The following is an 18,580-nucleotide window of genomic DNA, read 5'->3' on the forward strand; positions in this document are numbered from 1 at the left end:
GAAACGTGCCGACAGACTACCTGGACGTGTGGCAGCGGGCGGTAGGTTCGGGGCGTGACCACCCGAGACCCCGTCGCCGACCTTCGGCGCATCGCGTTCCTGCTGGAGCGGGCCAACGAGGCGACCTACCGGGTGCGGGCGTTCCGCTCGGCCGCCAAGACGCTCGCCGCGCTGCCCGCCGAGGATGTGGCGAGCCGCGCCGCGGCCGGCACGCTCACCAAGCTCTCCGGCGTCGGCGACGTCACCGCGCGCTGCGTGATCGAGTCGCTGGCCGGCGAGGAGCCGGTGTACCTGCGGCGGCTGCTGGCCACCGAGGGCATCGACCTCGACGATGCGGCCGCTGAGCTGCGGCAGGCGCTGCGCGGCGACTGCCACACCCACTCGGACTGGTCCGACGGCGGTTCGCCGATCGAGGAGATGGCGCTCGCCGCGGTCGAGCTCGGCCACGAGTACATGGTGCTGACCGACCACTCACCAAGCCTGACCGTCGCCCGTGGTCTCACCGCCGACCGCCTGCGCAAGCAGCTCGAGTACGTGGCCACGGTCAACGAGGCGCTCCCCCGGGCTTCCGCATCCTCACCGGCATCGAGGTCGACATCCTCGCCGACGGCTCGCTCGACCAGGACGAGGAGCTGCTCGCCCAGCTCGACGTGGTGGTCGGCTCGGTGCACAGCAACCTGCGCGACGAGAGCACCAAGATGACCAAGCGGATGCTCACCGCGATCGCCAACCCACACCTGGACATCCTCGGTCACTGCACCGGCCGCATGGTGACGAAGCGGCCGCAGGGTGCCGAGGGCGAGGGCGATCGCGGCCACCGCCGGGCGAGCAAATCTGGCCGGCCGGAGAGCCAGTTCGATGCCGACGCGGTGTTCGCCGCCTGCGCGGAGTACGGCAAGGCCGTCGAGATCAACTCACGGCCGGAGCGCCAGGACCCGCCGAAGCGACTGATGCGCAAGGCGCTGGAGGCCGGCTGCTCGTTCGTCGTCAGCACCGACGCGCACGCGCCGGGTCAGCTCGACTGGCAGCGTTTCGGCTGCGAGCGGGCCTCGCTCTGCGGTGTGCTCCCCGAGCACGTGATCAATAGCTGGCCTGCTGAGCAGGTTGTCGAATGGGCTCGTTCGCATGGGTGACCGGCCTCTTGCGCCGGCGCAATAGGCCCTGCGAGACCGCCACCCCAGCGAGCACGACGACCGCGCCCACCGGCTGGTACCACGACAGGCGCTCGTCGAGCACCAGGACGCCGATGACCGTGGCCGCGATCGGGATCAGGTAGGTCACGGTCGACGCGGTACTGGCGCCGGCGACCCGGATGTTGCCCATGTTGATCACGAAGGCCAGGCCGGTGCCGAGCGCGCCCAGCGCGAGCACGCTGCCGATCACCTCGATCGAAAGGGCGGTCGGGGCCGGTGGCGCGCCCACCAGCAGGGGTGTCACGATCGCCAGCTGCACGGTCGCGGCGAGCAGCTGCGCCGCCGACAGCGCGATGCCCGACTCCGGCCGCCCGGCGACAAACCGCTTCGTGTACGGGATACCGATGCCGTAGCAGGCCGCCGCGCCGAAGCACATCAACTGGCCGGTGAGGTGCGAGCCACCGATGCCCTGCCAGACGCCGAGCACGGTCAGCACACCGGCGAAGCCGATCCCGATACCCACCGCGCCCCGGGTCGTCAGCCGCTCGGTGCGGAACGCGAACACCGCCATCGGCAGCGCGATCAGCGGCGTGGTCGCATTCCAGATACCGGCGAGCACCGAAGAGACCCGCTCCTCGCCGAAGCCGAAGAGGGTGAACGGCAGCGCCACGCCGATCGCGCCGACCACGCTGAGGTGTGCCCAGAGCTTCGGGTCGCGGGGCAGCGGCACGCGCATCACCGCGAGCACGATGAGCAGCGTCAAGGCACCCGTGCCGACCCGGAAGAGGCTGAGGTAGAGCGGGTGCAGCTCGCGCACGCCGATCTTGATGAAAAGGAAGCTCGCGCCCCAGATCACCGCCAGGGCGAGGTAACCCGGCAGGAAGGCGCGCAGGTTGAGCCTGTCAGGAGCGGTAGCGCTGGACACTCCTGACACTCTGCCGGAGGCGTACGACGAAAGTCCCGCGCTTTTCGGACCTGGTGATTGCCGTCACGCTGTGCGACACGGGCGGCGACCAATGAAGAGGCGGGTGATCGAGGTCTCACGTAAGGTTCCAGCGTGGGACGAATCGATGACCTCGCGGACCGCTACGTAGACGAGTGGGCCGCCCTCAATCCGACCGGCGCCACCTATGCCGGCATCAAGGGCCACGACGACCAGCTGGACGACCTCTCGCCAGACGGGTTCGTGACCCGAGCAGACCTGACCCGCCGCACTCTGGCCGCGATCACCGCGACCGAGTCGTCGACCGAGCCCGAGCGGGTCGCCAAAGAGGCGATGGTCGAGCGGCTCGGCCTGGAGCTGGAGCGGTACGACGCGGGCGAGGTGACCAGCGAGCTCAACGTGATCTCAAGCGCGTTGCACGGGCTACGCATGGTCTTCGATCTGATGCCCACCGAGGGCGAGGCCGCGATCACCAACATCGCCGCCCGCCTCGGCCAGTTCCCCGCCGCCCTGGAGCAGTACAAGGTGACGCTGCGGGAGGCCGCCGAGGCCGGGCACGTCAGCTCGCGCGCCCAGATGATCGAGGTCGCCAAGCAGTGCGACAGCTGGACCGACCCGGACGTGGACAACTTCTTCCACGGGTTGGTCGACAGGCTCGACGCCGAGGGGACCCTCGCCGCCGAGCTGAAGCGCGGCGCAGCCGCGGCCACCGCCGCGACCGCCGCGTTCGGTGAGTTCCTGCGCAAGACCATGGCGCCGCTCGGGCGGGAAAAGCAGGCGGCCGGTCGCGAGCGGTACCAGCTCGCCTCCCGTTACTTCCTTGGCGCGCAGGTCGACCTCGACGAGACGTACGCCTGGGGCTTCGACGAGCTGGCCCGCCTGGAGTCCGACATGCGTGGGGTCTCCGCCCGCATCGCCGGCTCCGGCGCCTCGATCGACGACGCCGTCGCCGCGCTGGACGCCGACCCGTCCCGCCGGATCGAGGGCAAGGAGGAGTTCCGCGACTGGATGCAGGCCCTGGCCGACAAGGCCTTGGTCGACCTGCACGGCACGCACTTCGAGATCCCGGAGCCGGTCCGGCGTATCGAGTGCTGCCTGGCGCCGACAAGCGACGGCGGCATCTACTACACGGCGCCGAGCGAAGACTTCTCCCGCCCCGGCCGCATGTGGTGGGCGGTGCCGCAGGGCATCACCGCGTTCTCCACCTGGCGCGAGGTCACCACCGTCTACCACGAGGGCGTGCCAGGCCACCACCTCCAGATCGCCCAGACGCTTGTCCGGGCCGAGCTGCTCAACCGCTGGCAGCGGCTGCTCAGCTGGTCGTCCGGGCACGGCGAGGGCTGGGCGCTCTACTCGGAGCGGCTCATGGACGACCTCGGCTACCTGGAGGACCCGGGACACAAGCTGGGCATGCTCGACGGCCAGGCGCTCCGGGCCGCCCGCGTGATCGTCGACATCGGGATGCACCTGGAGCTGGAGATCCCGCGCGACAACCCGTTCGGCTTCCACCCCGGCGAGCGGTGGACCCCGAGCTGGGCTGGGAGTTCCTGCGCGCCCACTGCCGGGTGCCGAACGAAATCCTCCGCTTCGAGCTCAACCGCTACCTCGGCTGGCCCGGCCAGGCCCCGGCGTACAAGGTGGGCGAGCGCATCTGGCTCCAGGCCCGGGACGAGGCCAAGGCGCGCAAGGGTGAGGACTTCGACCTCAAGGAGTTCCACCAGGCCGCGCTGAACCTCGGTTCGCTCGGCCTCGACCCGTTCAAGGCCGCGATGGCCCGCCTCTAGCAGGATTCCGGCCGCGGCCCGAGCAGGCTGATTGCCTGTCCCCAGGCCGCGGCCGGCCCATCTCAGGCGGTGTCGACCAGGCCCTTCCCGGTCAGGGTGGCACAGTCGATGTACGCGAGCTGGATCTCGATGTCCGTGAACGTGATCGGCAGCAGCGGCACCGGGACTCCCGGAATGAGCGGCGGCGGCGAAGCTGGCGTGTAGAGCTGCTTGATGCCGAGCAGCTTGCCTGAGAAGCGCGGCGTGAAGAAGCGCACCTTGCCCTCGACGGTCAGCGGGTCGGCCTTGATGGACTTGCGCCGGGTACTCGTGACGGCCGGCTTCAGCTCGAAGTCCTCCGTCACCGACTTGGTCATGTTGAACCAGAGCACCTTCATCGTGCCGCCTCCGCGCAGCGGTAGGTCGGTCACGCCGTGGTACTCCAGGTTGTAGTCCGTCAGCTTCGAGCCCGTCATGATCGACGGTATGGGGTTGATCGCCTGGATATCGGCGGGTGGGGGCAGCACCCTCGTGGCGACCGGCTGCTCCCCGCTCCCTGGCTGACCGCCGCCGGGCTGACCGCCACCGGGTGCGTCACCACCGCTGGCCGGCGGGCAGCTCGGCGTGGGCTCCGGCTGTACCGGCCCGTCCGGCGCCTGCGTGCCGCTCGGAGTCGGTGTCGGGGCCGCCTCTGCCGCCGGCGCCTGCTGGCTGCCACCGATGCCGATCAGGCCGCCGATCCCCTCAAGGATGCCGGTGATGATGTTGCCGTCCTCCTCGCTCTCCGGTGCCGGCGTGGCGGTCCCGGACGGGGTCGGCGTGGGTGTCGCAGGCGTGGCCTCGGGCTGGCAGGGCGCCGCGTGCGCCGGCGTCCCGCCCGGCAGCGTCATCGCCCCGGCCACCGCCAGGCTCAGCAGCACGACCGTGATCGCGTACAGCTCGGACCGTCCCGGGCCGGACCGCTGGGTGGGGATCTCGCCGGTGACGTCCACATCGGACTCGTGCCGGTGCTCGCGCTGCGGCGGCACCACGGGCCCGTCCAGCAGCGTGTCCACTGTGGTCTCCTCGGCCGGCTCCGGCTGTTCCTCGGCATCCGGCTCGGCGGAGCCGACCTGGGCCGGCTCCGGCGGCGCGATCGGCGTCCACGCGAAGCCGAGCGCGCTGCCGACCATGCCGAGCAGCAGGCCGACGAGGAAGCCGCCCAGGTTGACCCCGATGAGCGAGAAGACGGCCGTCATCGCGGCGACGATCGCGTAGAACATGCGCTGGGCGGGCGTGCCCCACATCAGCAGCCCGCAGGCGACCAGGATGGTCGGGATCAGCCAGGACAGGAAACCGGTCGGTCCCATCTGGAACGAGAGGCCGCCGAGGCTCCCCTGGGTCGTCGCGAAGATCTCCAGGCCGGAGAGGATCGTGAACAGGCCACCCCAGAAAGGTCGGGTCCGCCGCCACATGCGGAAGGCCCGCCAGCCCCGGACCAACGCGCCGGTCCGGGCGTGCTGCGGCGTCGAGGAAGTCACCAACTCCTCCAAGGGCAAAGAACGACGTTGGGCCAAGACAAGGCCCGCGAAGGCGGTCCCTCCGCGGGCCTCTCGGCGATCACTTGGTGACGAAGCATTCCTTGGCGTCCGCGCCGACGTTGACCTTCAACTTCAGGCCCGTGAGCTTGAACGTGCCAGCGGTGGTCGACCAGGCGACCTGCTTGACGTCGGTGATGACGACCTTCTCCGAACGCTGGCCGAAGGCACCCAGCTGGCCACCGACCTCGGACGCGTCCACACCGATGTCGATGTTCGTGAAGGTGGCGTCGCCTTCGAGCTGCTCCACGTCCAGAAGGAGATCGGTGGCGGTCGCGGGGTCACCGCCGCCACCCGCGTTGATGGTCAGCACGACCGGGAGGTTGGGGACTTTGACCGACTGGCAGAGGTCGTAGAGCTTCGCGCTGGCGATGCCGGAGACCGCGACCGGGTGGGTCTTGCCGTTCGCCTTCTCGGTCACCATCCCGCCGTACTGCTTGAAACCATCGCCTTCGAGCCTGCTGGCGGAGACCTTGAAGGTCTGGCCCGATACGGCGAAGGACGCGGCGATCGCGCCGTTGGCCATGCCGAAAACGATGGCCCCGGCGAGCGCGGTCGCGGGGATCATCAAGGCGGCGAAGCGCCGCCATCTGGTGCGCCCTTGCACCAGATTGCCTTGCGGATCCTTCACAAGGTCCTCCTCGATGGGGGTGCCACCGGCGCGAGGGAGCGCCGGAGGCGGGTGCGAGCGTGGCTACGAATCTTGGGGGCCGCCCCATGCCATTACCGACCGGTAGCAAGCGCGGTGCCGATGTTCTCGCGAAGCGACGCACGTCACAAGACCTTGCTACCGATTGGTAACACCCGGGCGGAAACCTCGGGTACGGGCTGTCACCCGTCGTCACCCATTCATGACTGGGCGCGGAGTGACAAAACGTCCAGAAGCCACCACGTATCGCCAGGACGCTCACTCGCCGTAACGAGTTTACCTAGCGGTCACGATTCCGTAACGAAAATGACCCCGCCCCGCGGTCGGAACCGCGGGGCGGGGTCTACAGAGGACTTATGTCAGGCGGCGGCGAGTGCGGGCGCCCGCTCCTCCGCCGGCCGCAGGGCCAGCTCCAGCACATCGGCCACGTCGCCGACGGTGTGGATGGTGAGCGCTTCGCGCACGGCCTCCGGCACGTCGTCCAGATCGGGCTCGTTACGCGCCGGGATGATCACGTCGGTCAGCCCGGCCCGGTGCGCGGCGAGCAGCTTCTGCTTCACGCCGCCGATCGGGAGCACCCGCCCGGCCAGCGTGACCTCACCGGTCATGCCGACCTCCGGGCGCACCGGACGTCCAGAGGCGAGCGACGCGAGCGCCGTCACCATCGTGATGCCCGCGCTCGGGCCGTCCTTCGGCACCGCCCCGGCGGGGAAGTGCACGTGGGTCCGGCGCTTGGCCAGCGAGGCCGCGTCGATGCCGAGCTCCGCGCCGTGCGAGCGCAGGTACGACAGCGCGATCTGCGCCGACTCCTTCATCACGTCGCCGAGCTGGCCGGTCAGGGTCAGCCCCGGCTCGCCCTCCATGGCGGTGGCCTCGATGAAGAGGACGTCGCCACCGGCGCCGGTCACCGCGAGCCCGGTCGCCACGCCCGGCACCGCCGTACGCTCCGCCGACTCCGGCGTGAACCGCGGCCGGCCCAGGTACGTGCCGAGGTTGCCGGCGTCGACCCGGACGGCCTCGCCGCCGTCGGACAGCGCGACCGCGACCTTGCGCAGCACCTTGGCGAGCGCGCGCTCCAGCTGCCGCACCCCGGCCTCGCGGGTGTACTCGGCGGCGATCTGGCGCAGCGCCTCGTCGGCGATCGTGACCTCGTCGGTCGTCAGGCCGGCCCGCTCCAGCTGCCGCGGCAGCAGGTGGTCGCGCGCGATGGCGACCTTCTCCTCCTCGGTGTAGCCGTCGAGCGCGACCAGCTCCATGCGGTCCAGCAGTGGGCCGGGGATGGACTCGATCACGTTGGCCGTGGCGAGGAAGAGCACGTCGGACAGGTCCAGGTCGACCTCGAGGTAGTGGTCCCGGAACGTGTGGTTCTGCGCCGGGTCGAGCACCTCGAGCAGGGCCGCGGCCGGGTCACCGGCGAAGCCGGCACTCAGCTTGTCGACCTCGTCGAGCAGCACGACCGGGTTCATCGAGCCAGCCTCGCGCAGCGCGCGGACGATGCGGCCGGGCAGCGCGCCGACGTACGTACGCCGGTGGCCACGGACCTCCGCCTCGTCCCGGATACCGCCGAGCGAGACCCGGACGAACTTGCGGCCAAGCGCCCGCGCCACGGACTCGCCGAGGCTGGTCTTACCAACGCCGGGCGGGCCGGCGAGGGCCAGCACGGCACCCGAGCCACGGCCGCCGACCACGTGCAGACCGCGGGTGGCTCGGCGGTTGCGCACCGCCAGGTACTCCAGGATGCGGTCCTTCACGTCGGCCAGGCCGGCGTGGTCGGCGTCGAGCACGGACCGGGCCGCGCCGAGGTCGGTGTTGTCCTCGGTACGGGTGTTCCACGGCATGTCGAGCACGGTGTCCAGCCAGGTGCGGATCCAGCCCGCCTCCGGCGACTGGTCGCTGGCCCGCTCGAGCTTGTTGACCTCGGCGAGCGCGGCCTTGTGGACCTTCTCGGGGAGGTTGGCGGCCTCGACCCGGGAGCGGTAGTCGGCGGAGCCGTCCGGCTCCTCCTCACCGAGCTCCTTGCGGATCGCGGCGAGCTGCTGGCGCAGCAGGAACTCCCGCTGCGACTTCTCCAGACCCTCGCGCACGTCCTCGTTGATCTGCTCGGTGACCTCCTGCTCGGCGATCGTCTCGCGGACCCAGCTGACCAGCAGCTCCAGCCGGGCGGTCACGTCGATGGCCGACAGCAGCTCGACCTTCTGCTCGTTGGAGAGCCAGGGGGCGTAGCCGGCCGAGTCGGCCAGCTCGGAAAGGTCGGTCATCCGCTCGACAGCGTCGATGACCTGCCATGCGCCCCGGCGCTGGAGGAGGGAGGTGACCAGCGCCTTGTACTCGCGGGCCAGCTCCTTCGCCTTGCCGGAGGGCGTCGCTTCAGTCAGCTCCGCGGCTTCGACCCACAGGGCAGCGCCGGGTCCGGGGACGCCGGAGCCGATACGTGCCCGTGCGAGACCGCGGATCACCGCCGCGGGCTCGCCGGTGGGGAGCCGTCCCACCTTCTCTATCGTCGCGATCGTGCCAACCGAGCCATACTCGCCGTCGAGCCGCGGCACGGCCAGCAGCTTCTTGCCGGCGGACGTTCGGGCGGCGTCGATCGCGGATTGCGTCGTCGTGTCCAGGGTTACCGGGATGACCATGCCGGGCAGCAGCACCGCGTCGGTCAGTGGCAAAACCGGAAGTGTCGTCATGAGGTGCGCCCCGTTCTTGAGTTGAGCTTGTACGGCTCAAGTTACGAACAGTGCGCTCTGTTCCATCCAGTACCCCAAATGTGACGGCCGCCACATCCTGAGCGGTCTGCGCGGCGGCCAACCGGCGGCGGGCGCCGAAGAGGATCACCCAGCCGAAGCCGAGGCCGATCGCGATGGTGGCGGCCATCGTGGTCGTAGTGCCGCCGAGCACGCCACCGACCGCCTGCCCGACCAGGCCGAGGCCCACGTACAGGCCGCCCCACAGCGCGAAGCCCAGCGTGGCGCCGCGCAGGAACCGGAGGTACGACATCCGGAGCCCACCCGCGGCCAGCGGCACCAGAGTGTTCAAGACGGGCAGGAACGGGGCGACCATGACCATCCGGGGGCCTTCGAGGCGCAACGCCCGCTCGGCCGCCGCCCACCGTGACTCGCCGATCCAGCGGCCGATCCGGCCGCCGCGTACCCGGTCGCCGAGGTGGCGGCCGACCACGAAGCTCAGCGACCACCCGACCAGGCTGCCGAGAATGATCGAGAGAAACACGATGCCGCCGCCCAGCGGCCCGCGTGCGCCGAGCGCGGTCAGCACCACCACGTCGCTCGGGACCAGGATGCCTACCAGGGGAATCGCGTCGAGCACCATGATCACACTCAGCGCCGCGGCGAACACCGCCGCCGGCAGCTCCGCGACCCACCCCAGCCAATCCGTCATGCAACAGACGCTATGGGCGTATCTATATCTGGACATCAGGGCCGTTGCCCGGAGCCACCCCCGGATCCACCCTGAGTCGGTCTCGGGGTGCCCCGCCGTTTGTCGGACCGGCGCACTACATTTCTGCGGTGCCGATCGAACGGTGGAGCACCTCGCAGGTGCTCGCACTCGCTCCGGATGCCAGCTCCTCGCGTGCCGCGCAGGGGGTCAGCGCGCCCGCGAGATGGGAGGTCGTCGGACTTGACGGCGACGTGCTCTGGGGACTTTGCCGGGGCAGCGGCCGGCTTCCGTACCAGGCGTGTGTCGACCTGACCGAGCCCGCCTACCGGTGCTCCTGCCCGAGCCGCAAGTTTCCCTGCAAGCACGCGCTCGGCCTGATGCTGATGTGGGCCACAGGGAGCGTCCCCGACGCGGCGGCACCCGACTGGGTCGAGGAGTGGCGGGCGTCCCGGGCGGCCAGGGCGGCGCGCACCCCGGCGACTCCCGCCGCTCCGCGCGGCTCGGCCGATCCCGAGGCCGCACGCAAGCGGGCCGAGCAGCGCGCCGACCGGATCGCGGCCGGCTTGGACGAGCTCGACCGCTGGCTCACCGACCAGGTCACCCACGGGCTGGCCGGCGCCGAGCGCTCCGGATACGGGCCGTATGAGGCGGTGGCCGCGCGGCTTGTCGATGCCCAGGCCCCCGGGGCGGCTAACGCGGTGCGGCGGCTCGGACGCATCGCCGGGGTGGGCCAGCACTGGCCCGACCGGCTGCTCGGCGAGCTGGCCCAGCTGCGGCTGCTCGTCGCCGCGTATGCCCGGGTCGACGAGCTGCCCGCACCGCTGGCCGCCACCGTCCGGTCCCGGGTCGGGATCCCGGTGCCCACCGACGAGGTGCTGGCCGGTCAACGGGTGCGCGACCGCTGGTACGTGCTCGGCCAGGTCGACCTCGCCGACGAGCGGCTCGCGACCCGGCGTACCTTGCTGCACGGCGAGGAGTCGGGGCGGTTCGCGCTACTGCTCACGTTCGCGCCGATCGGACAGGCTTTCTCGGTCGAGGCGGTGCCGGGCACTATCGTCGACGCCGACCTGTGCTGGTACCCGGGCAACTTCCCGATGCGCGCGCTTGTCGCCGAGCGGTACGGCACTTCCCAGCCCGAGGGGCCACCGGCGGGTGCGATCAGCGTGGCCGCGGCGCTCGCTGGCTGGTCCGCGGCGGTCGCCGCCGAGCCGTGGTGCGAAAGCGTGCCGATGCTGCTCGGCGGCGTGACGCTCTCCGACGACCGGCATGTGGTCGACCTGGCAGGCGACGCTCTCCCGCTCAGCGCCGGGCACGACGAGCCCTGGTGGCTGCTCGCGGCGAGCGGCGGCCGGCCGGTGACCCTCGCCGGGGAGTACGGGCCGGGTGGGTTCCGCCCGCTCGCCGCTTGGCCCAACGGGCGTTTCGTACCGGCGCCGCTCGGCCCGACCGGCGACCGGCGCGGCCCACAGCTGCCGCCCGACCTGCTCTCCGCGGCGCTCGTCGGCACAGAGCGCCGGCCGTACGCAGGGGGCGCGGTCGGCGGGGTGCTGCTCGACGGAAAAGGGCCGGCCGGGCTGCTGGAGGGTGCCTCGGTCGCGCTGGTGTACGCCCGGGCCGGCGTCACACCCGTCCCCGACCGGCAGCCCATCGAGCAGGCGCCGGAGGAGACAAGCCCGCAGGTTCCGGTCGCCGCCGCACACCGGCTCGCCCGGCTGCTCAGCGACGGCGGCGTGCCCGGCGGCACCGAGGTGGCTCTCGGCCTGCTCGACGACTGGCTCGCCCACGCGGCCGACCTCGGATACCGGGTGCCGCCCGAGCTGCTGCCCGCCCTGCTGGACGCGGGTCGGCGGCGAATCGCCATGCGACCCGCGCTGGCGTCCACGGGGGCCGCCGCGCGAGCTGGCTCGCGTCCCGCCGAGCCGAGTGGCGCTACCTGCTGAACGAGGCGACCGCCGACCCCGATCCGCAGGACCGGGCGACCGGCACGCCGGGCCAGCGCCTCGCCTACCTGACCGCGGTGCGGGCCACCGACCCGGCCGCCGGCCTCGCGCTGCTCACCGAGACCTTCGCGGCCGAGGACCCGGACGACCGGGCCCGGCTGCTCGGCGCCCTCGCCACCGGACTGTCGCTGGCCGACGAGCCGCTGCTGGAGCAGGCCCTCGACGACCGGCGCAAGGAGGTGCGCTCGGTCGCGGCCGACCTGCTCTCCGCGCTGCCCGGCTCGGCGCTGCGCCAGCGGATGGCCGAGCGGGCCCTCGTGTGCGTGCGGATCGAGCGCCGCACGGTGGGACGCGACCGGCTGGTGGTCACGCCGCCGGGCGCGTGCGACGCCGGCATGCGGCGCGATGGTGTACAGCCCAACCCGCCCCGGGGCGTCGGGCCGCAGGCGTGGCTCCTGGAGGAGATCCTGGCGCGCACCCCGCTCGACACGTGGACGACCGGGTTCGAGCGGACCGCCGACCGGGTGCTCGCCCTGCCCGTCGCCGACGACTGGGGCCGACCCTCCACAAGGGACTCGCGCGGGCCGCGGTGGTCCAAGGCGACCCGGCCTGGGTCACGGGGCTGGCCGACGAGATGTCGCGGCCGGTCAGCAAGGACCTCGACGCCTACGACGAGACGCTGACCGCCCAGCTCTACGAGGCGCTGCCGCGGGAGCACCTGGCCCGGTACGCGGCGCAGACCCTGGCCCGCGACCCGACGCGCGCGCAGCGCCTGATCGCGATGCAGACAGGTCCGTGGCCGGACGAGCTGGCGGTGGCGGTGCTCGACGCGATCAAGGCGCTAGCCGAGCGGGGCACCCACGCGTTCGCGGTCCGCGAGCTCTGCCGCAGCGCCATGCCATCGATGCCGGCCACCTTCGCCGAGCGGGTCGCCGCGCTCGCCGAGACGCTCGAAAACACCAACCTGATCATCGCCGCCACGCAACTGGCCGACACACTGACCTTCCGCCGCGAGATGTACGAGGAGCTTCGATGACGGTAATGCGACCGCACGCCGAGCAGCTGTTCGCCGACGAGCTGGCCGCGCTCGCCACCGAGGACGACCGGCCACGCCCGCCCGGCTGGCGGCTCTCGCCGCAGGCCGTGGTGACCTACCTCCTGGGCGACGGCGGCAAGATCACACCCAAGTACGTCGGGCCGCGGCGGCTCATGGAGGTCGCGGTGGCCACGCTCGCCACCGACCGGGCGCTGCTGCTGCTCGGCGTGCCCGGTACGGCGAAGACCTGGGTCTCCGAGCACCTCGCCGCGGCGATCTCCGGCGACTCGACGCTGCTGGTGCAGGGCACGGCGGGCACGGCCGAGGAGGCGATCCGGTACGGCTGGAACTACGCCCGCCTGCTCGCCGAGGGCCCCTCGCCAGCGGCGCTCGTGGCGAGCCCGGTCATGCGTGCGATGGAGACCGGTGGCATCGCCCGCGTGGAGGAGCTGACCCGCGTCCCGTCCGATGTACAGGACACGCTGATCACGATCCTGTCCGAGAAGACGCTGCCGATCCCGGAGCTCGGCGGCGAGGTACAGGCGGTCAAGGGCTTCAACATCATCGCCACCGCCAACGACCGCGACCGGGGCGTCAACGAGCTCTCCAGCGCGCTGCGGCGGCGGTTCAACACCGTGGTGCTGCCGGTACCGGCGACCGCGGAGGAGGAAGTCGAGATCGTGGCCCGCCGGGTGGCCCAGCTCGGCCGCTCGCTGGAGCTGCCCGAGGTGCCGCCGGCGCTGGAGGAGATCCGCCGGGTGGTCACGGTCTTCCGCGAGCTGCGTACCGGCCTCACCGAAGACGGTCGCACCAAGCTCAAGTCGCCCACCGGCACGCTTTCCACGGCCGAGGCGATCTCGGTCATCACCAACGGCTGGGCGCTGGCCGCGCACTTCGGCGACGGTACGCTCCGCCCGCGCGACGTCGCCTCGGGAATCGTGGGCGCGGTGGTGAAGGACCCCACGACCGACCCGGTGGTGTGGCGGGAGTACCTGGAGACGGTCGTGCGCGAGCGCGACGGCTGGTCCGCCTTCTACCGCGCCGCCCGCGATGCCTGAGCAGTTCTACGGCGTACGCCACCACGGCCCCGGGTCGGCTCGTGCGGTGCTGCGCGCGCTCGACGAGCAGCGCCCCGACGTACTGCTCATCGAGGGCCCGCCGGAGGCCGACGAGCTGGTGCGGTGGGTCGCCGACGAGCGGCTGGAGCCGCCGGTGGCGCTGCTCGGGTACGCCGCCGACGATCCCCGCCAGGCCGCGTACTGGCCGTTCGCCGTCTTCTCGCCGGAGTGGCAGGCGATGCGGTGGGCGAGCGCGCATGGCGTACCGGTGCGGTTTTTCGATCTTCCCTATGCCTACCGGCTGTCCCGTGCGGAGGCGGCCGAGCGGCCCGAGCGCCCGGCCGACCCGATCGGCGATCTGGCCCGGGCCGCCGGCTACGACGACCCCGAGCGCTGGTGGGAAGACGTGGTCGAGCACCGGGGCGCCCCGGCTTTCGAGGCCATCGGCGAGGCCATGGCGGCGATCCGGGCCGAGGCCGAGGAGGATCCGGAAGATCTTGTACGCGAGGCGTACATGCGCGGTGTCCTCCGCGAGGTGCGCAAGTCGCACGACAACGTCGCCGTGGTCTGCGGCGCGTGGCACGTCCCGGCGCTGACCGCGAAGTTCACCGCCGCCCACGACACAGCGCTGCTCAAGGGGCGGAAGAAGACCAAGGTCACGTTCACCTGGGTTCCGTGGACGTACGGGCGGCTGGCGTCCTGGCAGGGCTACGGCGCGGGTGTCCGCTCGCCGGGCTGGTACCACCACCTGTTCACCGCGCCGGACGAGGTGGTGACCCGATGGCTTGTATCCGCGGCCGGCGTCCTCCGCGACGAAGGCGTACCGACGTCGTCCGCGCACGTCATCGAGGCGGTGCGGCTCACCGAGGCGCTCGCCACGCTCCGCGGCCGCCCGCTGGCCGGGCTCGCCGAGCTGACCGAGGCCACAAGGGCGGTGCTGTGTGAGGGCGACGAGCTGCGTGTCGAGCTGATCGGCCGGCGCCTGGTCGTCAGCGAGCGCCTCGGCGAGGTACCCGATGACATGCCCGCGGTGCCGCTGGCTCGCGACCTAGCCGCGCAGCAGCGCAGCCTCCGCCTCAAGGCGGAAGCCCTGGAACGCGCCCTCGACCTCGACCTGCGCCGCGAGATCGACCTGTCCCGGAGCCGCCTGCTGCACCGGCTGCGGCTGCTCGGCATCCCGTGGGGTGAGCCCCTGGGCGGCAGCCGGGGCAAGGGGACGTTCCGCGAGGAGTGGCGGCTGCGGTGGCAGCCGGAGTTCGCGGTCGCGGTGGTCGAGGCGGGCGGCTACGGCACGACCGTGGCCAGCGCGGCCACCGCCAAGGTCACCGAGGCCGCCCGCGCCGCGGAGACGCTTGCCGAGGTGACCCCGCTCGTCGAGGTGTGCCTGCTCGCCGAGCTGCCCGAGGCCACGCCGGCGGTGCTCCGCGCGCTCGACACCCGGGCCGCGCTCGACACAGACGTGGCCCACCTGATGGGTGCGGTGCCGCCGCTCGCCCGCACCCTGCGGTACGGCGACGTGCGCGGCACCGACGTGAGCGCGCTGCGCACCGTGACCGACGGGCTGCTCGTGCGGATCTGCGTCGGGCTGCCCGGCGCGGTCGCGTCCCTCTCCGACGAGGCGGCCGCGTCGCTGCGTACCCACATCGATGCCGTCCATGGCGCGCTCGCGCTGATCGATCAGCCCGAGATGCGCGAGCAATGGCTCGACACGCTCGGCGCCCTCGCCGCCTCCGACCAGATCCACGGCCTGATCACCGGGCGGCTCACCCGGTTGCTGTACGACGCCGATCGGCTCGACGCCGCCGAGACCCGGCGCCGAATGGGCCTGGTGCTGACGGCGGGTACCCCGCCGGCGCACGCGGCGCACTGGGTCGAGGGCTTTCTCGCCGGCGGCGGCCTGCTGCTCGTACACGACACGGCCCTGCTGTCCCTTGTGGACGAGTGGCTCTCCGCCGTGGCGGCCGACTCGTTCACGGACGTGCTGCCGCTGCTGCGCCGTACGTTCGGCACGTTCGCCCCACCCGAGCGGCGCTCGATCGGCGAGCGGGTGCGCGGTGGGGTGGCCGCGTCCGAGCCGGTGAAGGCCCGGCTCGACCCCGACCGGGCCGCCCTCGTCCTACCCACGATGTCCACTTTGCTCGGACGGGAGATCCGGCATGGATGAGCGTTCGCGCAGGTGGCGGCTGGTGCTCGGCGGCGCGGCCGAGGAGTCGCTGGGTGAGCTCAGCGGCAACGAGGCGGCGATGGACGCCGCACTGGCCGCCCTCTACGACTCAGGCTCGGCGGATGGCGACGGCTCGCGCCGCCAGCGCTCGGCCGGTCTCGGTGCCTCCGCGCCCCAGGTCGCGCGCTGGCTGGGCGACATCCGCGAGTACTTCCCCAGCACGGTCGTGCAGATCATGCAGTCCGACGCGATCGAGCGGCTCAACCTCACCAGCCTCCTGCTCGAACCGGAGATGCTCGACGCCGTGGAGCCCGACGTCCACCTGGTCGGCACGCTGCTCTCGCTCAACCGGGTTATGCCCGACCAGACCAAGGACGTCGCACGCCAGGTGGTGCGCAAGGTCGTCGACGATCTTGAACGGCGCATCGCCAACAAGACCAAGGCCGCGGTGACCGGCGCGCTCAACCGGGCTACCCGGATCAACCGCCCGCGCCACGCCGACATCGACTGGGACCGCACGATCCGGGCCAACCTCAAGCACTACCAGCCGGAGTACCGCACGGTCGTGCCGGAGCGCCTCATCGGGTACGGGCGGCGCACCACCGCCGTACAGCGCGACGTGATCCTCTGCGTCGACCAATCCGGCTCGATGGCCGCCTCGGTCGTCTACTCCGGCGTGTTCGCGGCGGTGCTCGCCTCGATGCGCTCGCTGCGCACGTCGCTGGTGGTCTTCGACACCGCGGTCGTCGACCTCACCGACCAGCTGCACGACCCGGTCGAGGTGCTCTTCGGCACGCAGCTTGGCGGCGGCACCGACATCAACCGGGCGATCGCCTACTGCCAGGAGCTGGTGACCCGCCCGCGGGACAGCATCTTCGTGCTGATCAGCGACCTGTACGAGGGTGGCGTCCGGGCCGAGATGCTGCGCCGGGTGGCCGCGCTGGTGGAGGCGGGTGTGCAGGTGGTTGTGCTGCTCGCGCTGTCGGACGAGGGCGCGCCGGCATACGACCACGACAACGCGGCCGCGCTCGCTTCGCTGGGCGTGCCGGCCTTCGCCTGTACGCCGGACGTGTTTCCCGAGCTGATGGCGGCCGCGATCGAGCGCCGAGACCTGCGGGCGTTCGCCGCTCAGATGAGTGCGCGCTCGTAGCAGATCGACACGGGCGATCCTATGTAGACGCCGAAGAGGGGATCCGCGCGTAGCCCTCGCGTTCGTAGAAGCGCTGGGCGTCGGGCTGCGCCGTGCCGGTCTCCAGGCGGATCGTCGTCCAGCCGCGCTCGACCGCGGCCACTTCGAGCGCGCGGAGCACGGCGGTGGCCACGCCGGTGCCGCGCGCGTGCGGCACCACGTACATCCGCTTGACCTCCGCGCTTGTGCCGTCGAGCTGGCGCAGGGCGCCGCACCCGAGCGTGACCCCGCTCACCGGATCGACCGCGATGAGAAAGTGGTCGATGTCGGCGGCCGTGGGCAGCGGCCCAGGCTCGTGGTCGTCGCTGCCGTAGCGGGCGTCGAGCTCGACCCGCTGCTCCTTCCGCAGGGCCGCGCCGGCGGGATCGCCCCACGGCCGCGCCTCGATCACCCACCGCACATCGCTATCCGTCACAAGCGTTACGGTAACATGCGTTACGGTTAGGGCCATGGCACGAACGGCTGATCGCCCCGCACAGGAAGCCCTGCTCTCCCGCGCGGTCTGGGAAGTGCTCGCCCACCAGGGCCTCGAGCGCCTGACGATCCGCGCGGTCGCCGCCGCGGCGGGCTGCACGACCGGCCTTGTCATGCACCGCTTTCCCAACCGGCGCGCGCTGCTCGTGCACGCCCGGCGCCTGCTGCACGAGCGCACCCGCGCCCGGGTGGAAGCACTCGAGGCCTCCTCGGCAACCCCTCGCGAGGCGCTGCGCGCCGTGCTCCGGCAGGGGCTGTCGCTCGACGACGAGCTGCGCACGGAGAGCACGGTATGGGTGGGTTTCCTCGCCGCGGCGGTGGCCGACGACGAGCTGATCGCCCAGCACCGCGTCAACAACCAGTCGTGGCGGCAGCGCATCACCCGCCTCGTCGCCGCGGCGGCGCCCGACTGGCCGGCCGAGCGCGCGGCCGTGGCGGCCTCCGCCCTTATCGCGCTTGTGGAGGGTGCCGCCGCCCTGGGCTCGGGCGATCCCGCCGGCTATCCCCCGGCCGCCCAGGAGCGGATGCTGGACGACACTCTGGCGGCATTTGGCCTGGCCGGGTGATGCCTCGCCGCGCGGCTGAGCGGCGCGGGGCATTAGCACGGATGTGCGAGCGAGCGTAGGGTGCCGGTATGGAAGTCGCACACCAGCCCTCGATGCTCGACCTCGCCGAGCGGGCCTCCCTCGGACCGCTCACCGGCCAGGTGCGGCGCCACCAGCTGAGCCAGGGCGCCTGGGTCGATCACCTGCCCGGCTGGGTGCACGGCTCCGACCTGCTGCTCGACACGCTGCTGCACAAGGTGCCGTGGCGGGCCGAGCGCCGGGAGATGTATGAGCGGGAGGTCGACGTGCCCCGCCTCCTGTGCTGGTACGGAGAGGGCGACCAGCTCCCCGACCCGCTGCTGGAGGAGGCGCGCGAGCGGCTCACTGCCCACTATGCCCCTGAGCTCGGCGAGCCGTTCGTCACCGCCGGGATGTGCCTCTACCGTTCAGGTCGCGACAGCGTCGCCTGGCACGGCGACACAAATGGCCGCTCGTCCCGCTTCGACACCATGGTCGCGATCGTCTCGTTCGGCACTGCCCGGCCGCTGCTCCTCCGCCCCCGTGGTGGCGGGTCCAGCCTCCGTTTTCCGCTCGGCCACGGCGACCTGATCGTCATGGGCGGCTCCTGCCAGCGCACCTGGGAGCACGCCGTGCCCAAGACCGCCAAGCCGGTCGGCCCGCGGGTGAGCGTCCAGTTTCGCCCGGTCGGCGTCTCCTGA

12 protein-coding genes and 4 pseudogenes are annotated in these 18,580 nt (G+C 72.0%); 10 read left to right on the top strand and 6 right to left on the bottom strand.

Features of this window, described 5'->3' with window-relative positions; genetic code table 11:
• Positions 1–54 precede the first annotated feature (54 nt).
• Positions 55–1,133 (top strand): annotated as a pseudogene (locus Pflav_RS32420) (PHP domain-containing protein).
• Here the strand turns inward: Pflav_RS32420 and Pflav_RS32425 are convergent.
• The gene (locus tag Pflav_RS32425; RefSeq protein WP_173040598.1) at positions 1,081–2,058 is read right to left on the bottom strand and encodes a DMT family transporter; all 978 of its coding nucleotides are present in this window, start codon (positions 2,056–2,058) and stop codon (positions 1,081–1,083) included. The pseudogene Pflav_RS32420 and the gene Pflav_RS32425 sit on opposite strands and share 53 nt — an antisense overlap.
• A gap of 132 nt (positions 2,059–2,190) precedes the next feature.
• Here Pflav_RS32425 and Pflav_RS32430 point away from each other — a divergent pair.
• Positions 2,191–3,860, top strand: a pseudogene (locus Pflav_RS32430) (DUF885 domain-containing protein).
• A gap of 62 nt (positions 3,861–3,922) precedes the next feature.
• On the opposite strand, the gene Pflav_RS32435 reads toward Pflav_RS32430, so the two are convergent.
• The 4 genes and pseudogenes from Pflav_RS32435 to Pflav_RS46500 all read right to left on the bottom strand — a co-directional run.
• Complete coding sequence (locus Pflav_RS32435) at positions 3,923–5,359, bottom strand: DUF6114 domain-containing protein (RefSeq protein WP_173040599.1); 1,437 nt, start codon at positions 5,357–5,359, stop codon at positions 3,923–3,925.
• Between the two features lie 79 nt (positions 5,360–5,438).
• The gene (locus tag Pflav_RS32440; RefSeq protein WP_173042762.1) at positions 5,439–5,984 is read right to left on the bottom strand and encodes a DUF6230 family protein; all 546 of its coding nucleotides are present in this window, start codon (positions 5,982–5,984) and stop codon (positions 5,439–5,441) included.
• A gap of 440 nt (positions 5,985–6,424) precedes the next feature.
• On the bottom strand, positions 6,425–8,746 hold the full coding sequence (lon, locus tag Pflav_RS32445; RefSeq protein ID WP_173040600.1) for an endopeptidase La: 2,322 nt from the start codon (positions 8,744–8,746) through the stop codon (positions 6,425–6,427).
• A gap of 247 nt (positions 8,747–8,993) precedes the next feature.
• Positions 8,994–9,491, bottom strand: a pseudogene (locus Pflav_RS46500) (DedA family protein); the annotation flags it as partial.
• A 92-nt stretch (positions 9,492–9,583) separates the two neighbouring features.
• Here Pflav_RS46500 and Pflav_RS49110 point away from each other — a divergent pair.
• The 6 genes from Pflav_RS49110 to Pflav_RS32480 all read left to right on the top strand — a co-directional run bounded on the left by Pflav_RS49110 (position 9,584) and on the right by Pflav_RS32480 (position 16,803).
• Entirely contained in the window at positions 9,584–11,395 is a 1,812-nt protein-coding gene (locus Pflav_RS49110; protein ID WP_173040601.1) for a DUF5691 domain-containing protein, read from the top strand.
• A gap of 77 nt (positions 11,396–11,472) precedes the next feature.
• Positions 11,473–12,078 (top strand): DUF5691 domain-containing protein, encoded by a 606-nt coding sequence (locus Pflav_RS49115; protein ID WP_173040602.1) that lies wholly within the window; start codon positions 11,473–11,475, stop codon positions 12,076–12,078.
• Positions 12,030–12,431: a DUF5691 domain-containing protein gene (locus Pflav_RS46515; protein WP_173040603.1), complete on the top strand. Its 402-nt coding sequence runs from the start codon at positions 12,030–12,032 to the stop codon at positions 12,429–12,431. Before Pflav_RS49115 ends, Pflav_RS46515 begins: the two co-directional genes overlap by 49 nt.
• On the top strand, positions 12,428–13,489 hold the full coding sequence (locus Pflav_RS32470) for an ATP-binding protein (RefSeq protein WP_173040604.1): 1,062 nt from the start codon (positions 12,428–12,430) through the stop codon (positions 13,487–13,489). Before Pflav_RS46515 ends, Pflav_RS32470 begins: the two co-directional genes overlap by 4 nt.
• The gene (locus tag Pflav_RS32475) at positions 13,482–15,653 is read left to right on the top strand and encodes a DUF5682 family protein (RefSeq protein ID WP_173040605.1); all 2,172 of its coding nucleotides are present in this window, start codon (positions 13,482–13,484) and stop codon (positions 15,651–15,653) included. Before Pflav_RS32470 ends, Pflav_RS32475 begins: the two co-directional genes overlap by 8 nt.
• Positions 15,646–16,803 (top strand): VWA domain-containing protein, encoded by a 1,158-nt coding sequence (locus Pflav_RS32480; RefSeq protein ID WP_173040606.1) that lies wholly within the window; start codon positions 15,646–15,648, stop codon positions 16,801–16,803. The genes Pflav_RS32475 and Pflav_RS32480 overlap by 8 nt, the downstream gene beginning before the upstream one ends.
• Here the strand turns inward: Pflav_RS32480 and Pflav_RS32485 are convergent.
• Positions 16,782–17,293 (bottom strand): annotated as a pseudogene (locus Pflav_RS32485) (GNAT family N-acetyltransferase). The gene Pflav_RS32480 and the pseudogene Pflav_RS32485 sit on opposite strands and share 22 nt — an antisense overlap.
• On the opposite strand from Pflav_RS32485, the gene Pflav_RS32490 reads away from it, so the two are divergent.
• Both Pflav_RS32490 and Pflav_RS32495 read left to right on the top strand, forming a co-directional pair.
• Complete coding sequence (locus tag Pflav_RS32490) at positions 17,292–17,882, top strand: TetR/AcrR family transcriptional regulator (protein ID WP_173040607.1); 591 nt, start codon at positions 17,292–17,294, stop codon at positions 17,880–17,882. The pseudogene Pflav_RS32485 and the gene Pflav_RS32490 overlap by 2 nt on opposite strands.
• Positions 17,883–17,950: 68 nt before the next feature.
• A complete protein-coding gene (locus tag Pflav_RS32495; protein ID WP_173040608.1) occupies positions 17,951–18,580 on the top strand; it encodes an alpha-ketoglutarate-dependent dioxygenase AlkB in 630 nt (209 codons plus the stop codon).

Origin of the sequence: Phytohabitans flavus (genome assembly GCF_011764545.1) — a bacterium.
Classification (GTDB): domain Bacteria; phylum Actinomycetota; class Actinomycetes; order Mycobacteriales; family Micromonosporaceae; genus Phytohabitans; species Phytohabitans flavus.

What these genes read in the sequence shown, in the direction of transcription:
- Pflav_RS32440 (WP_173042762.1), bottom strand. Translation starts at nt 5,984, where the DNA reads ATGATCCCCGCGACCGCGCTCGCCGGGGCCATCGTTTTCGGCATGGCC.
- lon (WP_173040600.1), bottom strand. Translation starts at nt 8,746, where the DNA reads ATGACGACACTTCCGGTTTTGCCACTGACCGACGCGGTGCTGCTGCCC.
- Pflav_RS46515 (WP_173040603.1), top strand. Translation starts at nt 12,030, where the DNA reads ATGTCGCGGCCGGTCAGCAAGGACCTCGACGCCTACGACGAGACGCTG.
- Pflav_RS32470 (WP_173040604.1), top strand. Translation starts at nt 12,428, where the DNA reads ATGACGGTAATGCGACCGCACGCCGAGCAGCTGTTCGCCGACGAGCTG.
- Pflav_RS32475 (WP_173040605.1), top strand. Translation starts at nt 13,482, where the DNA reads ATGCCTGAGCAGTTCTACGGCGTACGCCACCACGGCCCCGGGTCGGCT.
- Pflav_RS32480 (WP_173040606.1), top strand. Translation starts at nt 15,646, where the DNA reads ATGGATGAGCGTTCGCGCAGGTGGCGGCTGGTGCTCGGCGGCGCGGCC.
- Pflav_RS32490 (WP_173040607.1), top strand. Translation starts at nt 17,292, where the DNA reads ATGGCACGAACGGCTGATCGCCCCGCACAGGAAGCCCTGCTCTCCCGC.
- Pflav_RS32495 (WP_173040608.1), top strand. Translation starts at nt 17,951, where the DNA reads ATGGAAGTCGCACACCAGCCCTCGATGCTCGACCTCGCCGAGCGGGCC.